The sequence below is a fragment of the Nocardia aobensis NBRC 100429 genome (genome assembly GCF_000308375.1).
In the GTDB taxonomy this organism is placed as follows: Bacteria; Actinomycetota; Actinomycetes; order Mycobacteriales; family Mycobacteriaceae; genus Nocardia; species Nocardia aobensis.
Genome location: NZ_BAFQ01000109.1, coordinates 11,663 through 31,772, shown reverse-complemented (window position 1 = coordinate 31,772; position 20,110 = coordinate 11,663). Strand labels below are relative to the sequence as shown.

Here is a 20,110-nt window from a genome sequence, read left to right as displayed (position 1 = left end):
GGCCTGTCGTCGGTGGGCCGGGCGTTGTCGCTCGCGGCGCCGAAGGCCGCGCGGGCGAGCCGGGAAAGTTTCGCGGCGACCGTATCGACGCTGCTGGCGACGTCCGGCGTGCTGACGATGGATCCCTCGGTGTGGCGACGGCTGGATCGATTGAGCGCCCTGGTGATCGACGGCGCCGTGCTGTACGGAAGCGGACGCCTGGTGCTCGATGCCGAAGCCCGCGAATCCAAACCGGGGAATGCCGAGAAATCCGCGTCGGGCTGGACCACGGCTCAGGTGTGGAACGCCGCTCAGCGACTGTTGTGGTCGGGACCGGACGCCGCCGCGGCGACGCCGGATACCGGCGACCTCCGGCTGCGACCGGACCCGGACCGCAATCCCGGCGACTCGATTCCCGGTTGGTACGACGTCTGTGACGGAACGGACGTGCTGGGCCGGGTCCTGGTCGGCCGCGAACTCGATCCGCGCGCGCGGACACTGATGCTCGCCGCCCGGGCCTCGGGCCTGAAGGTGGTGGTGCGCGGACAGCGTGATGCGTTCGAATTGCGTTCGCTGGCAGACGAATTCGTCGAACGTGAAGGGTCGGCGGCGGAACTGGTCTGCCGGTTGCAGTCCGACGGACATGCGGTGGGGCTGGTCGCCACCGACTCCGCCGGGGATCTGAACTGCGCGGATGTCGCCATCGGTGTGAGCCGGATCAGCGCCGTCGAGGTCGAGGCGATGCCGTGGGCGGCCGATGTGGTCTGCGGCGATCTCGATCAGGTCATGCGGGTGCTGCTGACGGTGGCTCCCGCCCGCCAGGTCAGCGAACGCGGGCGCGTCCTGGCGCTCTCGGCGTGTTCGCTCGCGGGCCTGCTGCTGGCCGCCGGTCGCTCACGCGACGCGTGGCCGGTGACCGCGGCGCAGGCCAGCGGCCTGTTGCAGGGGACATGGGCGGGCGTGCAGGCCGCACGCGGCCGGCTCCCGGAGTCGGGCGCACCGCTGGTGCCCTGGCACAGTCTCGAACCCGACGAAGTGCTGACGCGGTTGCCGGAGCCCGAACGCGGAGAACCGGCTCCCACGCGATCGTGGACCGCGCCGCTCGCCCGTATTCCCGCGCAACTGTCCCCGGCGACGCGCTTCCTCGCCACCGTACGGCGCGAGCTGGCCGATCCGCTCACCCCGATTCTCGGTGTCGGCGCCGCGGCCTCCGCCGTGCTGGGGTCGCCCGGCGATGCGGCGCTGGTGGCCGGTGTGGTGGCGGTGAATGCCGTGGTGTCGGCGTTGCAGCGCCAACGCGCCGAGAACGCGCTGCGGGACCTGATCGCGCACGAGCGGATCACCGGCCGCCGCGTCGACCGCGCCGCGCTCGACCACGATCCCGAGCCGCCGAGCGAATCGGTGCCCGGTACGGCCCTGATGGTCGGTGACGTGATCGCGCTGCGCACCGGCGATGTCGTTCCGGCGGATGCGCGGCTGCTGCGAGCCGACGACCTGGAAGTCGATGAATCGGCCCTGACCGGCGAATCGGTCACGGTGCCCAAGGACAGTCCCGCCACTCCGGGCGTGGACCTCAATCACCGGCGCTGCATGGTGTACGAGGCCAGCACGATCGTCAACGGCGCCGCGGTGGCCGTGGTGGTCGCGGTGGGGTCCGACACCGAGACCAACCGCGCCGCCGCGGTCGCGGTGCCGCCGCGCCTCGGGGGAGTGCAGGCACAGCTGCGTGCGCTCAGCGATCAGGCGCTGCCGCTGACACTGGGCGGCGGATCCTTGGTCACGGCGCTGGGCTGGTTGCGAGGCCAGCGCATCCGCGCGGCCATCGCCGACGGGGTCGCGGTCGCGACCGCCGCTGTGCCGGAAGGACTTCCGCTCGTCGCGACGGTCGCGCAGCTGGCCGTCGCCCGGCGCCTGTCTCGCCACGGCCTCCTGGTGCGGGCCAGCCGGACGGTGGAGGCGCTGGGCCGGGTGAACACCATCTGCTTCGACAAGACCGGAACCCTCACCTTCGGCCGCCTGCGGCTGACCACCCTGGCCGACCTCGAGCATCAGTGGTCGCCCGAGGACGACGACCCCCGTGCCCGCCGGTTGCTGCGGGCCGCGGCGCACGCCTGCCCTGATCCGGACGACGGCCCGATCGTGCACGCCACCGATCAGGCGGTGCTCGACGCCGCGGAGCGGCTCGACCGCGACGAGCGCTGGGATACGGTCGAGGAACTGCCCTTCGAATCGAATCGCGGATACGCCGCGACGCTGGGACAGACGCGGCGGCGGCACTGGCGGCTCATCGTGAAGGGGGCGCCGGAGATCGTGCTCGCCCGCTGCACCGCGATCCGGACCCGTCGCGACGGCGCCGATCACGACGAACCGATGTCCGCCGACCATCGCCGGGCGGCCGACCGCATGATTCATCGCATGGCCGAACGCGGGCTGCGGGTGCTGGTCGTCGCCCGCCGCGACCTGTCCGCGGCGCCGGGGGATGTGGTGAGCGCCGTCGAGAAGCTCACCCTGCTCGGCTTCATCGGACTCGCCGACACCGCGCGTCCGCAGGCGCGCCCACTCGTCGGCGCGTTGCAGCGCAACGACATTCGCGTGCGAATGATCACCGGCGACCATCCCGTCACCGCCGCCGCGATCGCCGCCGATCTGGGTATCGACGCCGATCCGGTGGTGACGGGAAGCGATCTGGCCGAACTCGACGATGCCGCGCAGTCGGAGCTCATCGCGCGCAGCAGCGTCTTCGCCCGCGTCAGCCCACAGCAGAAGGTTCGCATCGTCACCACGCTGCAGCGGCGTGGCGAGGTGGTGGCGATGGCCGGTGACGGCGGCAACGACGCGGCCGCGATCCGCACCGCCGACGTCGGCATCGGACTCACGGCGCAGGGATCGACCGCCGCCCGCAATGCCGCCGATCTGGTGCTGACCGATCCCGACCCGCTGGTGCTGCTGCACGCGCTGATCGAGGGGCGCGGCATGTGGCGGCGCGTCAGCGATGCGGTCGGCATCCTGGTCGGCGGCAATGCCGGTGAGGTCGCGTTCACGGTTCTCGGCACCGCGCTCGCGGGCCGGGCCCCGTTGGGCACCAGGCAGTTCCTGCTGGTCAACATGCTCACCGACATGTTCCCGGCGATGGCCGTGGCGCTGTCGACCGAGCGGTCCGGTGACGAGGAGCCCACCGGCCACCAGGAACGCGCCGATCTGCTCGCCGAACAGCTCGCCGCGCGGCCGCGCACCGATGTCGCCGCGGATCTGCGCCGCACGATCGTGATCCGCGGTTCCACCACCGCGGCCGCCTCGACCGTGGCGTGGTCGATCGCCCGCTGGACCGGTACCGAACGCCGGGCCGCGACCGTCGCCCTGGTCGCGCTGGTGGGCACACAGCTCGGGCAGACGGTCCTGGCCGCCCGCCACAGCCCACAGGTCTGGCTCACCGCGGCCGGCAGCGCGGCCTTCCTGGGCACCGTCGTCATGACGCCCGGACTGTCGACCTACTTCGGTTGCCGCCCCCTCGGTCCGGTCGGCTGGACCACCGCGCTCACGTCGGCGGCGACCGCGACCGCCGTCGGCGCGCTCCTGCCCTCCCGCCGCCCGACCGAGCCGGGACAGCCCACCGTCGCTCCGGAAGACAACGAATACGTCGATCACCGCGAGTACCCGCTGAGCATCGAAAGTGTTGGCGCGCAATCTCATTGACCGTCGCTCGGCGCGTGGTACCGCTGCCGGTCCCTCGATCCGCGACCTTCGGCGTGCCAGGTGAAGGCGGGTCTGTCAGCCAGGCGGCTATCGTGGAGCCTGTTCCGATCTGGAGAACGCGTCTTTCTGCGGTACAGAAGTGAGGTGGTCGAGTTGGGCCAGCCGTTCAAGGCCCCGCCGGCCTACGCCATCACCAGTGTCGACAACGCGCTCCGCATCGCCGCCATGTTGCAGTTGGAGGGGGCGCTGACCGTGTCGCAGGTGGCGGAGCGGATCGGGGTGGCTCCCTCGACGGCGCATCGTTTGCTGCAGATGCTGGTGTATCGCGACTTCGCGGTGCAGGACTCCGATCGGGCCTATCGGGTCGGTCCGCTGCTCGAGCTCGCCGCGCATTCCCGGTCGGCGGCGTCCCGGCTGCGCACGGCCGCGCTGCCGCAGTTGCGGCGCATCGTCGATCAGCTCGGCGAGTCGGCGAATCTGACCGTCCGGACCGCCGACACCGTGCGGTTCGTCGCCAGTGTCGAGTGCGGTCAGGCGCTGCGGGTGGGAAGCCGGGAGGGAATGGTGTTTCCCGCGCAGCGCACCTCCGGCGGGATGGTGCTGCTCGCCGAGGTGCCGCCGTCCGAGCTCGCGGCGCTCTACGCGCCCGAACGCTTCACCGAACGGCCCGAACCGCCGCCCGACCTGGGGCAGCTGAGCGCCGAGCTGGCGAAGATCCGCCGCAACGAGTTCGCGGTCAACGACGGCCGTTCCGAACGGGGCGTGGTGGCGGTCGGGGTCGCGGTGCGCGACGGCAGTGGCGCCGCTGTCGCGGCGTTGTCGGTCTCGATGCCGAGCGTCCGCTACGAGAAGCGGTCGCTGCCGCGCTATGTCGCCGTACTCCGCTCCGCGGCCGCGGAGCTGGGACGCGAATTGGCATGACAGCGGCCGAGATCAGCCGCGCCGGCTCGCGACGATCCCCGCACCCAGCGGCGAGTTGGGCGAGCTGCCCGGTGAGACCACGGCACTTTCAGAGTTGCAGGCCGAGCCAGGAGGCGAATCCGGTGAGGCTGTTGGTTTGTCGGCGTTGTGCTGCGGCGATTCCGTAGACCGTTTCTCGGACGGACGGATGTAGGCGGGTTTGCTGCGGCGCCACCCGCCGCGCCCGATTCAGCGCGGCCAGCGCTTGGTCCGGTTTGCCGATCATCAGCCATGCGCGGCTCACGTCCTGCCAGTGGTGCCCCGCTCGCGGCGGTGCGATGTCTTCGGGGAGTACGAGGGACGAGCCTTCCCGCGCGGCCCGGTCGGGATCGCCGGCCTCCAATGCCACCGCGACAGAATGAATTCCGACATTCGCCGGGCCGAACAACGTGCCGTACAGGTCGGATTCACCGGGCATCCTCGGTGCAAGGCGGCGCGCGTGTTCGATATGTTCGGCGGCGGTATCAGGGCGGATTCCCCGGGCGGCCACAATCGCCCCGCACAGGTGCGTGTATCCACGTACGGCGTTCGCAGCTTCGCTGTCGCCTTCGATTCCGTTGAGCGCGTCCTCGACCAGTCGGAGTCCGGTGTCGTTCGCGTCGTGGTACATGAGGACCCTCGCCCGCTTGACCTTGGCCTGGGCCTCGTACAGAGGATCGTCTGCCGACTCGGCAGCCCATTCGAGCCGGTCGAGCACAGTGGGCGCGAGCTGAATGAAGCCGAACCTCCTGCACAGCCGTTCGGTGGTCACGTATGCAGCGCACAACAGCGAGAACACCGCACCGCGCTCGTCTGCACGGGCCTCGCGCAGCGCTCCGTACAAACGGCGAAGCAGACCCGGCATGCGCGCGAGGGCCGAGCGTCCCTTGTCATTTCGATAGGCAAGGTCTACAGCGGCCATCTCGGCGGCCAGCTCGGTCAGCGACGGCGGTTCGACGGCACGCACGTACGTTCCCTCGGCAAGCACGGCGCGCAACTCGGACAGCCCCTCCAGCGGCCCGTCCTCTTCGATGAGGTCGCGGTACGGCGTACCGGTCAGCCGTTCGGGCTCCACCCGCAGTGCGCGCGCAGCGGCAGCCAAGAACGCCGGGCTCGCCGGCTCCCGACCCTGCTCAACCGCCTTGACCATGGCCAGGCTGTAGTTCGCTCGATCGGCCAATTGCCGCTGGCTCAGACCCGCAACTTTCCGCTCAGCCGCAATGATCTGTCCGGCGTGGGACGAAGGGCTCATGGCTCCAGGGTAAGTCCCTGTTCTCGGACCGGTCCTTCGAAAGGTGAACATCAGTAAGGCTTTTCGTCAAGCATGGGTATCGTGGAAATGGCGATGACCCCTCGACTTACCGTCGTTGACGAAAAGCGAAGGGCCACCGAGTAGTTCTTACTCGGTGGCCCTTCGGGTTTCAGGCGGTGGCGGCGCTGGTGTCGCCCAGCAGGTCCAGGGCGATATCCACGATGAGATCTTCCTGCCCGCCGACCAGTCCGCGGCGGCCGACCTCGAGCAGGATGGTGCGCGCGTCCAATCCGTAGCGCTGCGCGGCCGCTTCGGCGTGGCGCAGGAACGACGAATACACGCCGGCGTATCCCAGGGTGAGTGTCTCGCGGTCCACCCGCACCGGGCGATCCTGCAGCGGCCGCACCAGATCGTCGGCGGCGTCCTGCAGGGCGAACAGATCGCAGTTGTGCTTCCAGCCGTACAGGTCGGCGACGGCGACGAACGGTTCGATCGGGCAGTTGCCCGCCCCGGCGCCGTGCCCGGCGAGCGAGGCGTCGACGCGGGTGACCCCTTCCTCCACGGCCACAACGGAATTGGCGACCGACAGCGAGAGATTCTCGTGGGCGTGGATGCCGATCTCGGTGCCGGGATCGAGCACCCGGCGGTAGGCGCGCACGCGATCGCGCACGCCGTCGAGGGTCAACCGGCCACCGGAGTCGGTGACGTAAACGCAGTGCGCGCCATAGCTTTCCATCAATTTGGCCTGTTCGGCGAGCTGCTCGGGTTCGGCCATATGCGACATCATCAGGAAGCCGGACACGTCCATGCCGAGCTCGCGCGCCTTGCCGATGTGCTGCGCGGCGACGTCGGCCTCGGTGCAGTGGGTGGCGACGCGGACCGAGCGGACACCGAGCCGGTAGGCCTGCTCGAGATGTTCGATGGTGCCGATGCCGGGCAGCAGCAGGGTCGTCAACCGGGCGTGGGTGAGGTTGTCGGCCGCGGCCTCGATCCACTCCCAGTCGGTATTGCTGCCGGGTCCGTAGTTCAGGCTGCCGCCGGCCAGGCCGTCCCCGTGGGCGACCTCGACGGCGTCGACGCCCGCCGCGTCCAGCGCCGCCACGATCCTGCCGACATCGTCGGGGGTGATGCGATGGCGAACGGCGTGCATACCGTCGCGGAGTGTGACGTCTTGGATGAACAGTTGCGTGGTCATCGCGAGGCTCCCTGTTCTGCCGGGGCGGCGATCGTGTCGGCGACCGATTCGGCGAAGCGCATCGCCGCGGAGGTCATGATGTCGAGATTTCCCGCGTACGCGGGCAGATAGTGCGCCGCACCCTCCACTTCCAGGAAGACGCTCACCTGATGCGTGGGTGCGGGCCCGTCGTCGGCGGGTTGCAAGGTGTGCACCGGCTGGTCGGCCGGAATCGGGGTGATCTGGATCTGCTGCTTGAGCCGGTAGCCCGGCACATAGGTGGCGACCTGCGCGATCATCTCCTCGATCGATGCGCGGATCGCGGCGTGGGTGGCCGGATCCGGCGCCGCGGTCAGGCAGAGCACGGTGTCGCGCATGATCATCGGCGGTTCGGCCGGATTGAGGATGATGATCGCCTTGCCCCGGCGCGCCCCGCCCACCGTTTCCACCGCGTGCGCGGTGGTCTCGGTGAACTCGTCGATATTCGCCCGCGTCCCCGGCCCGGCGGATTTCGAGGCGATGGACGCGACGATCTCGGCGTAGGGGACCGGTGCGACGCGCGAGACCGCAGCGACGATCGGGATGGTGGCCTGCCCGCCGCAGGTCACCATGTTGACGTTCTCGGCGTGCCGGTGTTGGTCCAGGTTCACCGCCGGGACGACGAACGGTCCCAGCGCGGCCGGGGTGAGATCGATCAGCCGTTTGCCGAGCGGCTCGAGGATCGCCGCGTGCGCCGCGTGCGCCTTGGCCGAGGTCGCGTCGAAGATCACCTCGATCTCGTCGAAATTCGGCAGTTGCAGCAGTCCCTGCACGCCGTCGGCGGTGGTGGGCACGCCCAGCCGCCGGGCGCGGGCGAGACCGTCCGATTCCGGATCGATGCCGACCATCGCGCCCATTTCCAGGACGGTCGAATGCCGGATCACCTTGATCATCAGATCGGTGCCGATATTGCCCGATCCGATGACGGCGACCTTGACGGCGCCACGGTTGTCGCTCATATGTCTCACTCCTCGATGAAGACGGCGGTCACCGAGCCGAGCCCGGAGATGTCGGCCGTGACGGTGGCGGGGGCGGTGATCGCGGCCATCGGCCCGAGCGCGCCGGACAGGATCACCTGGCCCGCGCGCAGGGGTTCGCCGAATTCCCGCGCGGTGCGCGCCAGCCACGCCAATGCGAGCAGGGGATCACCGAGGCAGGCGGCTCCGGTGCCGGTGGACACCTCGACCCCGTCGATCGACATGGTCATCTGCGTCGACACGGGTTCGAACTCGTCGAGGGTGCGGCGCTGCGATCCGAGGACGAACAGTCCGCTGGAGCCGTTGTCGGCGACGGTATCGCCGAAGGTGATGTCCCACTCGGCAATTCGGCTGTCGACGATTTCCAGCGCGGCCACGGCGTAGTCGACCGCGGCGCGCACCTGTTCGTCGTCGAGCGGACCGTCGGCGAGGTCGTGAGCGAGCACGAACGCGACCTCGGCTTCGGCCTTCGGTTGCAGCAGGCGGTTCGCGGGAATGGGTGTGTTCTCGCGGACGTGCATGTCGTCGAACAGGACGCCGAAATCGGGTTGGTCGACACCGAGTTGCTGTTGCACCGCCGGCGAGGTCAGGCCGATCTTGCGGCCGACGATCGTGGCGCCCGCGGCGAGCCGCTCGGCGGTCGACTGCGCCTGCACCGCGTAGGCGGCGGCGACGTCGTCGGTTCCGATCAGGTCCCGCACGGGGCGGCAGGGGGTGGCGGTTCGCGCCGCGGTGCTGAGCCGGTGCGCCGCGGCGGTCGTGGCCGCGGCGATTCGGTCGTCGAGTCGTGGTGTCGGCATCCAAGATCCTGGAGTAGTCGGTGCGGGGAGCCTTCACTGTCGCGCCGGAGCGGACCGCCGCACCAGCATTTCGTTCCGCTGAGCGGAACGCCGGGTAAGCTCGGCGAGGTGAGTACGGCGGAGTCGGGCAATGGCGCACGGACGGTGGACGGTTCCACCGTGCTGGGCAAGGTGATGGCCGTGCTCGAGTCGTTCTCGATCGACGACGGCGGATTGAGCCTGGCCGAGATCGGGCGGCGCACCGAACTGCCGAAGGGAACCCTGCACCGGGTCCTGTCGGCTATGGTCACCGTCCGGCTGCTGGAGCGGACCGAGGTCGGCTATCGCCTCGGCGGCCACCTGTTCGAACTCGGAATGCGCGCGTCGGTGGAGCGCAGCCTGCTGGAGGTCGCGATCCCGTTTCTCGAGGAACTGAACGCGCGCATCCACGAAACCGTGCATCTGGGCGTCCTCGACGGTACGGACGTGGTGTATCTGACCAAGATCGGCGGCCGTCGCCAGGCGAGTGCGCCGTCGCGGATCGGCGGCCGGATGCCGGTGCATTGCACGGCGATCGGGAAAACGCTGCTCGCCCATGCGGATCGGTCGTTGCGCGACCGGGTGCTGGCCGGCCCGCTACCCGCCCATACGCCCCGGACGATCGTGCTGCCCGGCACGTTGCGCAAGCAACTCGATCGGATCGCCGCCGAGGGCGTGGCCTACGAATTCGAGGAATCGGCACCGGGATTGGTGTGTGTGGCGGCGCCGGTGAGAGAGGCCGACAGCGTTGTCGCGGCGATCAGCATCGCGGGCGCCTCGCACCGATTCCATCCGGAAAGTCATGTGGCGTCGGTGCGGGCGGCCGCGGACGGCATCGGTGCGACCCTCACCCGCCGCGCACGAATGATGTCGGCCCCGGGCAGCTGATCCCAACAGCGGCAGCCCCTGCTCGAGCAGATCGACGGCCTCGAGCAACGTGGTGAGCATCCCCTCGTCTCTGTGATGAGGATCGCGGCGTCGCTCAGTCGCCGCGGCTCTTCTGCAGGCGTGCGATCTCGTCGCCCCACACCGATTGCGACCCGGCATCGCCGACGCGGTAGGTCTGCACGATCGATGCGATGCCGACCACCACCGCGAGGACGGCGACACCCACCGTGACCAGCGTGCGCAGACCGGCGCCGCGGCGTTCGGCGAGGTGCAGGCCGGTCAACGCCACCGCGACGACAAGCAGGGCGATGGCGAAGTAGAGCATCGTCTCGCCGCGTTCGGCGTGTTCGCGCAGGATCTCGTCGGGATTGCGACGCAGGTTGTAGAGCCACTGTCCGGCGTGAATGGTGATCGGCGTCAGCACCATGACGATCACCGCCAGCACGAGCGTCAGCCACACCAGAAGGCCGCGGCGCGCGGCCGGCCAGACCGCGCACACGATTTCCAGGATCGCGGTCAACGGCACCAGGACCACGATGAAATGCACGAACAGCACGTGCGCGGGCAGATTGTGGATGACGGTCACCGGGGCTCCTCGGTCACTCGCGATTGTCACGGTGCCGACGACCGCCCCGAACTCGCCGACGCCACGGGTCGCACCGAGCATAGCCAGCGCAGCGGCGGTTTCGACGGTTATTCGCGGCGCGGTCGACGCGCTGCCACAGGTTGCCTCGATCTCCTTTCGGCGTCGGCCGAGACTCGGCGGGCGGGCCGCATGACGGTGTCCCACCACGATTGCAGTGGGCTGGGGTCGGGCCAGTGCACGACCGCTTCCGCCGTCTCGGACCGCCCTGGATGGTGTGGCGACGTGTGGTCAGTAGGCGAGACAGTCGTAGTCGTCATCGGCATGGGGGAGAGTCCAGGACTGATCGATGCGGTCGGCGGTGTCGAAAGCGTCGCGAATGCGTTCGGCCAGGGGATGCACCCTTGTGAAGTCCGGGCCGGTGTCGTGGTCGCGGATGTCGGCCAGGGCCTGCTGTTCGGCGTGGTCGGCGTCGCTGCCTGCGGGAAAGGCGGTCATCACGGACTCCTTCTGCGAGCGATCACCGGCGCGGGCGGCACCGGTGCGGATCGGAAAAGGGGCCGGATGGGCCCGGAAGCCGCAGCTGACCGGGCCCACCCGTGGATACACAGTTCTGGTCAGGCCGTGATCGCCTGCCGGTCGTTGTCGACCCGGTCCACGCTGATCTTGCGTGGTTTGGCCTTGTCCGCCACCGGGATTCGCAACCGGAGTACGCCGTCGCGGTAGTCGGCGCGAATGTGATCGGTATCGAGGCTGTCGCCCAGCATCACCTGTCGCCGGAATACCCCGCGGCCGCGTTCGGCCGCGATCATCGACCTGCCCGAGTCGATTCCGGGCCGCGACGCCCGCACCGTGACCACGTTGCGTTCGATATCCACATCCAGCGAATCGGGGTCGATGCCGGGCAGGTCGAACTCCACCACGAACTCGTCACCCTCGCGCCAGGCGTCCATCGGCATCGCTACCGGTCGAGCCTGCGTGCCGAACACCTGCTGCGTCGAACGGTCCAGATCGCGAAACGGATCGGTGCGCATCAGCATGGTCGCCACCTCCAGTTCACTCCTTATATCACTCGAAGGAACCTCAGATAACCTCTGTTACCTGACACAGATTTATTTAGCACTCCGGTGAGGAGAGTGCAAGAACCTGTGGGAGATAAACTGGTTGTGCACGGAGAAGGGAGCAGGATGGGTTCGGATCGGCGCGAGGGACATCTGCCTGGGTCGAGCCAGGCGGTGTACCCGATATCGGTCGCCGCCGAGCTGGCCGGTATCGAAATCCACACCCTGCGCCTCTATGAGCAACACGGCCTGATCACGCCCGCCCGCAGCGCGGGCGGGACCCGGCGCTACAGCGGCGACGACCTGGCCCGGCTCCAGCGGATCACCGCCCTCACCCGGCAGGGGATTCACCTGTCGGCCATCGCGCGGATCCTCGATCTCGAAGACGACAACAGCGCGCTGCGCGCCCACAACACCGCCTTGACCGCCGAACGCGACCAACTGCGCGACACGATCACCGACCGGCGACTACCGCACTGACCGCGGCGGTCGCGGTCAGAACCCGAGCGGGTAGACGGCGATCGTGTCCTTACCGTGCGGTGGCAGCGGCGCCGTCCAGGAGACCCGGCCACCGGGGAAGACCCGGCAGCAGCCGCCGACCTCGCGAGCGCGCGCGTGCACGGTCGACACCGTGGCCGTCGGCAGCGCGTCGGCCGTGGTGGTGCCGGTGGGGTCGAGGGTGTCGATGGTGACGGTGAGCACGTCGGCCACGGTGACGGTGACGACGATCGCCGCGACGCCCGCTCGCGCGGCGGCAGCGGAGGCGGTGTCGGCGACCACTGCCTCGACATGGTCGGCCACGGCATCCGGCACCTGCCGCGCCGGGCCGGTCACCGCGACGATACTGCGCAGCTGGGTATGGCCGATGCAGCGCTGCACCGCTCGCTCGACACGCTGGAGCAGTCCGGCGCCCCGCGCGAACGGGATGACGCCGTCGCCCGCCGCTCGCTGAGGGGTGAGGGATACCGCATCGCCGCTACGGGATTGCGGGTCCGCGTAATCGGACCGCAGCATCGCGTCGACCAGTTCGAAGGCCTGCGACAACGCATTCCGTACCGCGACGTGGGCGGTGGGATCGCTGTCGTTGCGGCCAGTGTGGATGGAGCCCATGGATGACGTGAACCTCTTCGTGCCGACACACAACGATCCGACCCTCCGTATAGAGCCGAGAACGTCCTCCGCAGAATGACCGGTATCGGCCTCGCTAAACCGGAAGCGCCCGATTCGGGTCGTGAGGGATCGGACACAGTGCGCCATTGGCTCACCTGGTCGTTTGTCCGAGTGATCGCACGGCTCAGTCGATTTCGGGAGACCGATGACTGATCGATCCCGGATGCGTCATACAGATATGGATCAGCGAGTGGAGGCAGCGCGCGACGGCGACCAGGTCGCGTTCGCGCATCTGGTAGAGCCGGTGCGGCGGGAGCTGCAGGTGCATTGCTATCGCATGCTCGGCTCGGTGGAAGACGCCGAGGATGCCGTGCAGGAGACGCTGTTACGGGCGTGGTCGCGGCTGGACACCTACGCCGGGCGCGCCTCGCTGCGCGCGTGGTTGTACGGGATCGCGACCCATGCCTGCCTGGACGCGCTGCGGCGGCGCAAGGCCCGGGCGTGGCCGGCCGATCTGGCCGGCCCGGCGGACCCGCATCGCTACGAGCTGGGCACGGTGGATGTGCCGTGGCTGCAGCCGTATCCCGATCGGTTGCTGGACGTGGCCGCCGCGGGAGAAGAACCGGAGGCGGTCGTCACCGCGCGGGAGACGATCGAGCTGGCGTTCCTGGCCGCGATCCAGCGGCTGCCCGCGCGTCAGCGCGCCGTGCTGATCCTGCGAGACACGCTGGACTGGTCGGTCGCCGACACCGCCGCCGCGCTGGGGGTCACCCGGGCGGCGGTCAACAGCGCGCTGCAGCGTGCCCATGCCACCCTGTCGGAACATCTTCCCGCACAACGAGATCGATGGCATCCGGTGTCGACGGCGTCCGAGCGCCGGGCGTTGGCTAGACTGATCGGCGCGTGGGAGAGCGCGGATCCGACCGCACTCGTCGCCCTGCTGCGCGACGACGCGACGCTGATCATGCCGCCGGGCACGGTCTGGTTCGCCGGTCGCCGTGACATCGGCACATTTTTCGCCGACCACGTCTTCGGCGAGATGGGCAGCGGCTGGCGGCTTCGGCCGACCGGCGCGAATCGGCAACCGGCGTTCGGGCTGTACTGGCGCGAGCCCGGCGCGGACGCGTTCGACGCGTTCGCGATCGGGGTGCTGACCGTCGACGGCGACGCGCTCGCCGAGATCGCACTGTTCCATCAGCCGGAGTTGTTCGCCGCGTTCGCGCTGCCGCCCGCGTTGCCGTCGCAGAGCTGATGGACGCTCGGCGCGTGCGGCGCTGGAGCGTGGTGCTGCAGCCGGGGGACGCACTCGATTACGCGGCCGCCGACTGGGCCGACACCCTCGTCGTGGTGACCAGCGGCGAACTGGAGCTGGAATGCCGCAGCGGCAGACGCGCCCGATTCGCCGCCGGAGCTGTCCTCGCCCTCGCCGCCGTACCGGTGCGGCGGCTGTTCAACCCCGGCTCCGAGGCCCTGGTGCTGTCCGCGGTCGCGCGACGACACCACCGATGACGGACCGACCCGGCGTGCGTCACACAGGTGAAGACATCGAAATTCACCGAACAGGAGCACAGCATGTCCGTCCCGAACACTCTGGCCGGCAAGGCACTACTCGGTCACGGGGGCCGGGCGCGGCCTCGGCCGCGCGCTCGTCGACGAGGCGCTGCACCGCGGCGCGGACCGGGTCTACGCCGCGGCCCGGAGACCGGCCGACCATCCGGATCCGCTCTTCCCCGATCCGATGTCCGCATCGCTCGAGACGGGGTGGGACGACGGGGTCGTCAAGAGTCTCGAGCGCGCGAATGCCGCTGCCGTGCAAGCAGTGGCGGTGGCGTCATGAACGACATGCGGCCGACGATGGTGGTCGGCGGCAGCCGTGGGCTGGGCCGGGGGATCGCGCTGGCGTTCGCGCGCGCCGGTGCGCCGGTCGTGGCCGTGGCGCGCACGGAGTCCGCGTTGCGCGAGCTGGCCGCCGAGACACCCGGCATCGACATCGAGGTCGCCGACGCGGCCGATCCGACCGTGCCGGGGGCGCTGCTCGACCGCCACCGGCCGGACATCCTGATCATCGTCGCGGGGGCGACACCGCTGATGCGGCCGCTGCACCAGCACACCTGGGAGACGTTCTCCGCGAACTGGAATACGGACGTGCGCATCGCCTTTCATTGGTTGCGCGAAGCGCTGCTGACGTCGCTGCCGCCCGGCGCTCGCGTCATCGTCGTCAGCAGCGGCGCCGCCGTCCACGGTTCACCGCTCAGCGGCGGATACGCCGGAGCCAAGGCAACTCAGCGGTTCATCACCGGCTACGCCCAGGACGAGTCTCGGCGCGCCGGCTCGGACATCACCTTCACGACGGTGCTGCCGCGGATCACTCCCGCCACGAGCCTCGGCCTGCCCGCGGTACGCGCCTATGCGGCCCGTGCCGGCCGGAGCGTGCAGGCGTACATCGAGCAGTCGGGTGAGCCGCTCACTCCCGAGATCGCCGGCGCGGCACTGCTCGAACTCGCCTGCGCGGGTGAACCCGCGGCGTCCTACCAACTCACCGCCGACGGCCTGACGGCCCTGCCGTGATCGGCGGCGTACGCCATTCGACCCACGAAAGAAGAGGAACCGATGCGCAAGCTCATCGCAGCAATGAAGATCTCGGTGGACGGGAAATACGAAGGGCCAGAAGGATATGCGGACTGGGTGCACGGCTGGTCCGATGATTACGGAATCACTCCGCAGATCGACGCCTGTGTGCTCGGTGGCCGGATGTACGAGGGCTACGAACCGTACTGGACCGCGATCGGCGACCACCCGGACGAACCCCTGCCCCAGACCGGCGCGGCGCCGACGCCGGGCGAGCTCGAATGGGTCGAATTCGCCAGGAAGACACCACATTACGTCGTCTCCACAACGAAAAGCGCAGCCACATGGCCGAATACGCGATTTCTGCGCGGTCTCGACGACGTCGCGGCACTGAAATCGCAATCCGGAAAGGACATCTACCTCATGGGCGGCGCCACCCTCACCGGCGCCGCGCTCGACGCGGGCTTGGTGGACGAGATACGCCTGATCGTCTACCCACTCATCGCGGGAAACGGACCGTCCCTGTTCGCGGCCGCGAGCGGTCGCCATCCGCTCGAGCTCCGGAAATTCGAGCAATTGCCCGACGGCAGGCTGAGCTACGTCTACGACATCGGCTGACCGTCATCGAACGCCGGACCCCTACCCAGTGGCGGTCCGGCGTTCGATGCGGGTTGCCGCGTTCAGGATGCCGCTCGCACCGGCGCCTGCTTCAGTTCGCGCAACGCCGTGCGCAGCCCCCGGCGCTTACCGGTCTCGGGGTCGACGCCGAAATGCGCGCGCATCCCGTCGCGAATCGCGAACCGCAACTCGGAAGCGGTCTCCGGGGCGTCATCGGAGGTCGCGGTGAGCAGGGCGTTGGGCAGGGCCAGTTTCGCGATCGTCCGGAACGACTGCAGATACTGGCGGCCGAGCGAACCGGTCGTGTACGGCAGGTCGTATTTGTCGCACAGTTCCCGGACCCGGACGCCGATCTCCTCGTACCGGTTGCTCGGCAGGTCGGGGAACAGGTGGTGTTCGATCTGGTGGCTGAGGTTACCGCTCATGAAACGCATGAGCGGCCCGGCGCGAAAGTTGGCCGACCCCAGCATCTGTCGCAGATACCAGCGGGGCTGATCCTCCTCCGCGAGTTCCTCGGTGGTGAATTTCTCCGCGCCGTCGGGGAAGTGGCCGCAGAAGATGACCATGTACGCCCAGTAGTTGCGGATGAGATTGGCGGTGGCGTCGGCGGTCAGCGTCGTCTTCCAGTTGCGCCCCGACAACGCCGGATAGATCAGATAATCCTTGGCCGCCTGTTTGCCGACCTTCGTTCCGATGATGCGCAGATCCCGGAACGCCTGCCGCCAGGTCTTGTCCTTGCGGCGAATCTTCTCCACCTCGAGGTGGTGCAGCGCGACGCCCCATTCGAACAGGGTCCCCAATGCCAGGTTGTACACCGGATTTCCGATGTTCCACCACTCCCACCGCTGGTCGCGGGTCACTCGCAGAATTCCGTAGCCCACGTCGTCGTCCTTTCCGACGACGTTCGTGTACTTGTGATGGACGAAATTGTGCGAATGCTTCCATTGCACGCTGGGGCAGGTGGTGTCCCATTCCCAGGACGAGGAATGAATTTCCGGATCGTTCATCCAATCCCATTGCCCGTGCATCACATTGTGGCCGAGCTCCATGTTCTCGATGATCTTGGCCAGCCCGAGCATCGCGGTGCCGGCGAGCCATGCGACCTTGCGATTGCTGAACATCAGCGTGACCCGGCCGCCTGCTGCCAGGGCCCGCTGCAGGGCGATGGTGCGATGGATGTAGCGGGCGTCCCGCTCACCGCGGGATTCCTCGATATCGCGGCGGATGGTGTCCAGTTCGGCGCCGAGCGCCTCGATGTCCTCGGGGGTCAGATGGGCGTAGGCGTCGATATCGGTGATGGCCATAGGGGCTCCTACAGATCGAGGGTGCATTCTCCGGACACGCTGCTGATGCATGTCTGGATTCGTTCTCCTTCGCGTCGCTCCGCGCCGTTGCGCAGATCGCGCACATATCCCCCCGCCAGCGGGACGACACACGTTTGGCAGATGCCCATCCGGCATCCGAACGGCATCCCGATGCCCAGCTCTTCTCCTGCTTCGAGAAGTGTTGTGGCGCCATCGATCTCCGCCTTCTTCCCCGATGCGGCGAAGTACACCGTGCCGCCCTCACCGCCGTGGTCGGTACGGGCGATGGTGAATCGCTCGGTGTGCAGACGATGGCGCAGTCCGCCGGCTTCGTAGTGCGATTCCATCTCGTCGAGCAGCGCCGGTGGGCCACACGCCCAGCAGTGGCGTTCGCGCCAGTCGGGCACCCATTCGTCGAGTCGTGCCGCATCGAAATTGCCCATCTCCCGGGTGAGTTGGAGAGTCAGGTCGTAGCCGGGGGTGTCCGCGGCCCGGCTCTGCATCTCGTCCAGGAAGATGACGTCGTCGCGGGTGGGGGCCGAATGGATGTGGCAGATGTCGGGCGCCTGCTCATGGGTCCCGAGGGCGCGAAGCATCGCGATCACCGGCGTGATCCCGCTGCCCGCGGTGACGAACAGTAATTTGTCCGGCACCGGCTCCGGGAGATGGAAATCCCCCTTCGGCGCCGCCAGCCGGATGACGGTGCCCGGCTCGACGCCGTCGACCAGATGTGTCGACAGGAACCCGTCGGGATTCGCCTTCACCGTGATCGAAATGGTCTTGTCGTCGGCCCCGCCGATCGAGGTCAGCGAATACGAACGCCAATGCCAGCGGCCGCCGATCTGCAGTCCGATGCCGACGTACTGACCGGGCGTGTACGTGGTCGGAAAACCCCAGCCGGGACGGATGGTGACCGTGGCCGAATCGGCGGTCTCCTTGACGACGTCGACGACCTTGCCGCGGAGCTCGCGCGCGGTCCACAGCGGATTGACCAAGCGGAGGTAATCGTCGGGAAGCAGGGGCGTGGTGGCCCGCGCCACCAGCCCGCGCACGACGTTGACTCGTGGCTTCTTGGCGCTGATATCGGCGGCAGGCCGCTTACTCCATTTCAACAGATCCATGGAAGCCCTCACTTCCGTGTACACCCGTACACTCGAAATGCCTGTGCCTACGTGCGGTTGTATACCACCTTCCCGCGCGGGTACACACAAGTTCTCGAGGTTCTCCGAAATCGTCCCTGTTGCCCGGGTCGCCGCACGACTGCCGGCGCGGTGCGCCCATTCGAGTGGACGAGTGTGCGCCGAAAGCTCACGCCACGCGACCCGGGCCGGATCAACCGCGCTGTGGTTTGCGCCGGTCGTAGGCTTGCCCCATGGCACACGATCGCGACAGGGCGCACGACATCAAGCCTCGTTCCCGGGATGTCACCGACGGGCTGGAGAAGACCGCCGCCCGCGGCATGCTTCGCGCCGTCGGCATGGGTGACGACGACTGGGCCAAGCCGCAGATCGGCGTCGCCTCCAGCTGGAACGAGATCACCCCGTGCAATCTGTCGCTCGACCGCCTGGCGAAGGCGGTCAAGGAGGGCGTGCACGCGGGCGGTGGCTACCCGCTCGAATTCGGCACGATCTCGGTCTCCGACGGGATTTCGATGGGTCACGAGGGGATGCATTTCTCCTTGGTGAGTCGCGAGATCATCGCCGATTCCGTCGAGACCGTCATGATGGCCGAACGGCTCGACGGTTCGGTCCTGCTCGCCGGCTGCGACAAGAGCTTGCCGGGCATGCTGATGGCCGCCGCGCGCCTGGATCTGGCGAGTGTGTTCCTCTACGCCGGTTCCACGCTGCCGGGCAACGTCGACGGCCGCGATGTCACGATCATCGATGCGTTCGAGGCGGTCGGCGCCTGTATGAAGGGGTTGATCAGCCGCGAGGACGTCGACCGGATCGAGCGCGCGATCTGTCCGGGCGAGGGTGCCTGCGGCGGTATGTACACCGCCAACACCATGGCCTCGGCCGCCGAAGCGCTGGGTATGAGCCTGCCCGGATCGGCCGCCCCGCCCGCCCCCGACCGCCGTCGCGACGACTACGCCCGCAAGTCCGGCGAGGCCGTGGTCGGACTGCTCCGCAGCGGCATCACCGCGCGCGACATCCTGACCCGCGAGGCGTTCGAGAACGCCATCACCGTGGTCATGGCGCTCGGTGGTTCCACCAATGCCGTCCTGCACCTGCTGGCCATCGCGCGGGAGGCCGGAGTCGAGCTGACCCTCGCCGACTTCAACCGGGTCGGCGACAAGGTGCCGCATCTGGGTGACCTCAAGCCGTTCGGCCGCTACGTCATGAACGATGTCGACCGGGTCGGCGGCATCCCGGTCGTGATGAAGGCCCTGCTCGACGCGGGCCTGCTGCACGGCGATGTGCTGACCGTGACCGGCGCGACCATGGCCGAGAATCTGGCGCACATCGAGCTGGGTCTCGACGGTGACGTGATCCGCCCGCTCGATCGCCCCATCCACAAGACCGGCGGCCTGACCATCCTGCACGGCACCCTCGCGCCCGAGGGCGCGGTGGTCAAGAGCGCCGGATTCGACTCCGACGTCTTCCGCGGCACCGCGCGGGTCTTCGACGGTGAGCGCGCCGCGATGGACGCGCTCGAGGACGGCACGATCGGCGCGGGCGATGTGGTCGTCATCCGCTACGAAGGCCCCAAGGGCGGACCCGGTATGCGCGAGATGCTCGCCATCACCGGCGCGATCAAGGGCGCCGGGCTGGGCAAGGACGTTCTGCTGCTCACCGACGGCCGATTCTCCGGCGGCACCACCGGTTTGTGCGTCGGTCACGTCGCGCCCGAGGCCGTGGACGGCGGGCCGATCGCCTTCGTCGCCGACGGCGATCCCATCGTTCTCGACGTCGCCAACCGCATCCTCGACGTCGAGATCGACGAGGCCGAACTCGCCGCACGCAAGGTCGGCTGGGAGCCGCTTGCGCCGAAGTACACCTCGGGAGTGCTGGCCAAGTACCGCAAGCTGGTCAGCTCCGCGGCTCACGGCGCCGTGACCGGCTGAGATCTCGGCGCCGTGACCGGTTGAGGCAGACCAGGTCGTGACC

19 protein-coding genes are annotated in these 20,110 nt (G+C 68.8%); 9 read left to right on the top strand and 10 right to left on the bottom strand.

Annotation, left to right across the window (positions count from 1 at the left end; translation table 11 throughout):
* Both RJ03_RS13760 and RJ03_RS13755 read left to right on the top strand, forming a co-directional pair.
* The coding region (locus RJ03_RS13760) for a cation-translocating P-type ATPase (protein ID WP_157163416.1) at nucleotides 1–3,672 on the top strand (3,672 nt) is incomplete at its 5' end.
* Nucleotides 3,673–3,816: 144 nt separating this feature from the next.
* Entirely contained in the window at nucleotides 3,817–4,593 is a 777-nt protein-coding gene (locus tag RJ03_RS13755; protein ID WP_232329320.1) for an IclR family transcriptional regulator, read from the top strand.
* A gap of 88 nt (nucleotides 4,594–4,681) precedes the next feature.
* On the opposite strand, the gene RJ03_RS13750 is transcribed toward RJ03_RS13755, so the two are convergent.
* The 4 genes from RJ03_RS13750 to RJ03_RS13735 form a co-directional block, all read right to left on the bottom strand.
* A complete protein-coding gene (locus tag RJ03_RS13750) occupies nucleotides 4,682–5,863 on the bottom strand; it encodes a helix-turn-helix domain-containing protein (protein ID WP_036502042.1) in 1,182 nt (393 codons plus the stop codon).
* A 169-nt stretch (nucleotides 5,864–6,032) separates the two neighbouring features.
* Nucleotides 6,033–7,058 (bottom strand): 4-hydroxy-2-oxovalerate aldolase, encoded by a 1,026-nt coding sequence (gene dmpG, locus RJ03_RS13745; protein WP_036502040.1) that lies wholly within the window; start codon nucleotides 7,056–7,058, stop codon nucleotides 6,033–6,035.
* The gene (locus RJ03_RS13740; protein WP_036502039.1) at nucleotides 7,055–8,035 is read right to left on the bottom strand and encodes an acetaldehyde dehydrogenase (acetylating); all 981 of its coding nucleotides are present in this window, start codon (nucleotides 8,033–8,035) and stop codon (nucleotides 7,055–7,057) included. Before RJ03_RS13740 ends, dmpG begins: the two co-directional genes overlap by 4 nt.
* Nucleotides 8,036–8,040: 5 nt before the next feature.
* On the bottom strand, nucleotides 8,041–8,853 hold the full coding sequence (locus tag RJ03_RS13735) for a 2-keto-4-pentenoate hydratase (RefSeq protein WP_051024662.1): 813 nt from the start codon (nucleotides 8,851–8,853) through the stop codon (nucleotides 8,041–8,043).
* 174 nt (nucleotides 8,854–9,027) lie between these two features.
* On the opposite strand from RJ03_RS13735, the gene RJ03_RS13730 reads away from it, so the two are divergent.
* On the top strand, nucleotides 9,028–9,759 hold the full coding sequence (locus tag RJ03_RS13730) for an IclR family transcriptional regulator (RefSeq protein ID WP_051024664.1): 732 nt from the start codon (nucleotides 9,028–9,030) through the stop codon (nucleotides 9,757–9,759).
* Between the two features lie 94 nt (nucleotides 9,760–9,853).
* Here the strand turns inward: RJ03_RS13730 and RJ03_RS13725 are convergent, their stop codons facing one another.
* The 3 genes from RJ03_RS13725 to RJ03_RS13715 all read right to left on the bottom strand — a co-directional run bounded on the left by RJ03_RS13725 (nucleotide 9,854) and on the right by RJ03_RS13715 (nucleotide 11,397).
* Entirely contained in the window at nucleotides 9,854–10,345 is a 492-nt protein-coding gene (locus tag RJ03_RS13725; protein ID WP_036502065.1) for a DUF2231 domain-containing protein, read from the bottom strand.
* A 288-nt stretch (nucleotides 10,346–10,633) separates the two neighbouring features.
* Entirely contained in the window at nucleotides 10,634–10,840 is a 207-nt protein-coding gene (locus tag RJ03_RS13720) for an Rv3202a family protein (RefSeq protein WP_094027173.1), read from the bottom strand.
* Between the two features lie 119 nt (nucleotides 10,841–10,959).
* On the bottom strand, nucleotides 10,960–11,397 hold the full coding sequence (locus RJ03_RS13715) for an Hsp20/alpha crystallin family protein (RefSeq protein ID WP_174372305.1): 438 nt from the start codon (nucleotides 11,395–11,397) through the stop codon (nucleotides 10,960–10,962).
* A gap of 132 nt (nucleotides 11,398–11,529) precedes the next feature.
* Between RJ03_RS13715 and RJ03_RS13710 the strand changes: the two genes are divergently transcribed.
* Entirely contained in the window at nucleotides 11,530–11,883 is a 354-nt protein-coding gene (locus RJ03_RS13710) for a MerR family transcriptional regulator (RefSeq protein WP_036502033.1), read from the top strand.
* Between the two features lie 15 nt (nucleotides 11,884–11,898).
* Here the strand turns inward: RJ03_RS13710 and RJ03_RS13705 are convergent, their stop codons facing one another.
* On the bottom strand, nucleotides 11,899–12,513 hold the full coding sequence (locus tag RJ03_RS13705) for a hypothetical protein (RefSeq protein ID WP_036502030.1): 615 nt from the start codon (nucleotides 12,511–12,513) through the stop codon (nucleotides 11,899–11,901).
* Between the two features lie 238 nt (nucleotides 12,514–12,751).
* On the opposite strand from RJ03_RS13705, the gene RJ03_RS13700 reads away from it, so the two are divergent.
* From RJ03_RS13700 to RJ03_RS13685, 4 genes are all read left to right on the top strand, one after another.
* Entirely contained in the window at nucleotides 12,752–13,765 is a 1,014-nt protein-coding gene (locus tag RJ03_RS13700; RefSeq protein WP_051024661.1) for an RNA polymerase subunit sigma-70, read from the top strand.
* Entirely contained in the window at nucleotides 13,765–14,022 is a 258-nt protein-coding gene (locus RJ03_RS13695) for a hypothetical protein (protein WP_036502027.1), read from the top strand. The genes RJ03_RS13700 and RJ03_RS13695 overlap by 1 nt, the downstream gene beginning before the upstream one ends.
* Before the next feature lie 324 nt (nucleotides 14,023–14,346).
* Complete coding sequence (locus RJ03_RS13690; RefSeq protein ID WP_036502025.1) at nucleotides 14,347–15,081, top strand: SDR family NAD(P)-dependent oxidoreductase; 735 nt, start codon at nucleotides 14,347–14,349, stop codon at nucleotides 15,079–15,081.
* Nucleotides 15,082–15,123: 42 nt separating this feature from the next.
* Nucleotides 15,124–15,699 (top strand): dihydrofolate reductase family protein, encoded by a 576-nt coding sequence (locus RJ03_RS13685; RefSeq protein WP_036502023.1) that lies wholly within the window; start codon nucleotides 15,124–15,126, stop codon nucleotides 15,697–15,699.
* A 62-nt stretch (nucleotides 15,700–15,761) separates the two neighbouring features.
* On the opposite strand, the gene RJ03_RS13680 is transcribed toward RJ03_RS13685, so the two are convergent.
* Complete coding sequence (locus RJ03_RS13680; protein WP_036502020.1) at nucleotides 15,762–17,003, bottom strand: fatty acid desaturase family protein; 1,242 nt, start codon at nucleotides 17,001–17,003, stop codon at nucleotides 15,762–15,764.
* A gap of 8 nt (nucleotides 17,004–17,011) precedes the next feature.
* On the bottom strand, nucleotides 17,012–18,124 hold the full coding sequence (locus RJ03_RS13675) for a ferredoxin reductase (RefSeq protein ID WP_036502019.1): 1,113 nt from the start codon (nucleotides 18,122–18,124) through the stop codon (nucleotides 17,012–17,014).
* Nucleotides 18,125–18,375: 251 nt separating this feature from the next.
* Between RJ03_RS13675 and ilvD the strand changes: the two genes are divergently transcribed.
* Complete coding sequence (ilvD, locus tag RJ03_RS13670; RefSeq protein WP_036502017.1) at nucleotides 18,376–20,067, top strand: dihydroxy-acid dehydratase; 1,692 nt, start codon at nucleotides 18,376–18,378, stop codon at nucleotides 20,065–20,067.
* Nucleotides 20,068–20,110: the final 43 nt, after the last annotated feature.

Coding starts and splice junctions, on each gene's coding strand:
- RJ03_RS13680 (WP_036502020.1), bottom strand. CDS start 17,003: ATGGCCATCACCGATATCGACGCCTACGCCCATCTGACCCCCGAGGAC.
- dmpG (WP_036502040.1), bottom strand. CDS start 7,058: ATGACCACGCAACTGTTCATCCAAGACGTCACACTCCGCGACGGTATG.
- RJ03_RS13730 (WP_051024664.1), top strand. CDS start 9,028: ATGGCCGTGCTCGAGTCGTTCTCGATCGACGACGGCGGATTGAGCCTG.
- RJ03_RS13720 (WP_094027173.1), bottom strand. CDS start 10,840: ATGACCGCCTTTCCCGCAGGCAGCGACGCCGACCACGCCGAACAGCAG.
- RJ03_RS13675 (WP_036502019.1), bottom strand. CDS start 18,124: ATGGATCTGTTGAAATGGAGTAAGCGGCCTGCCGCCGATATCAGCGCC.
- RJ03_RS13710 (WP_036502033.1), top strand. CDS start 11,530: ATGGGTTCGGATCGGCGCGAGGGACATCTGCCTGGGTCGAGCCAGGCG.
- RJ03_RS13740 (WP_036502039.1), bottom strand. CDS start 8,035: ATGAGCGACAACCGTGGCGCCGTCAAGGTCGCCGTCATCGGATCGGGC.
- RJ03_RS13705 (WP_036502030.1), bottom strand. CDS start 12,513: ATGGGCTCCATCCACACTGGCCGCAACGACAGCGATCCCACCGCCCAC.
- RJ03_RS13690 (WP_036502025.1), top strand. CDS start 14,347: ATGAACGACATGCGGCCGACGATGGTGGTCGGCGGCAGCCGTGGGCTG.
- RJ03_RS13750 (WP_036502042.1), bottom strand. CDS start 5,863: ATGAGCCCTTCGTCCCACGCCGGACAGATCATTGCGGCTGAGCGGAAA.
- RJ03_RS13685 (WP_036502023.1), top strand. CDS start 15,124: ATGCGCAAGCTCATCGCAGCAATGAAGATCTCGGTGGACGGGAAATAC.
- ilvD (WP_036502017.1), top strand. CDS start 18,376: ATGGCACACGATCGCGACAGGGCGCACGACATCAAGCCTCGTTCCCGG.
- RJ03_RS13735 (WP_051024662.1), bottom strand. CDS start 8,853: ATGCCGACACCACGACTCGACGACCGAATCGCCGCGGCCACGACCGCC.
- RJ03_RS13700 (WP_051024661.1), top strand. CDS start 12,752: ATGGATCAGCGAGTGGAGGCAGCGCGCGACGGCGACCAGGTCGCGTTC.
- RJ03_RS13695 (WP_036502027.1), top strand. CDS start 13,765: ATGGACGCTCGGCGCGTGCGGCGCTGGAGCGTGGTGCTGCAGCCGGGG.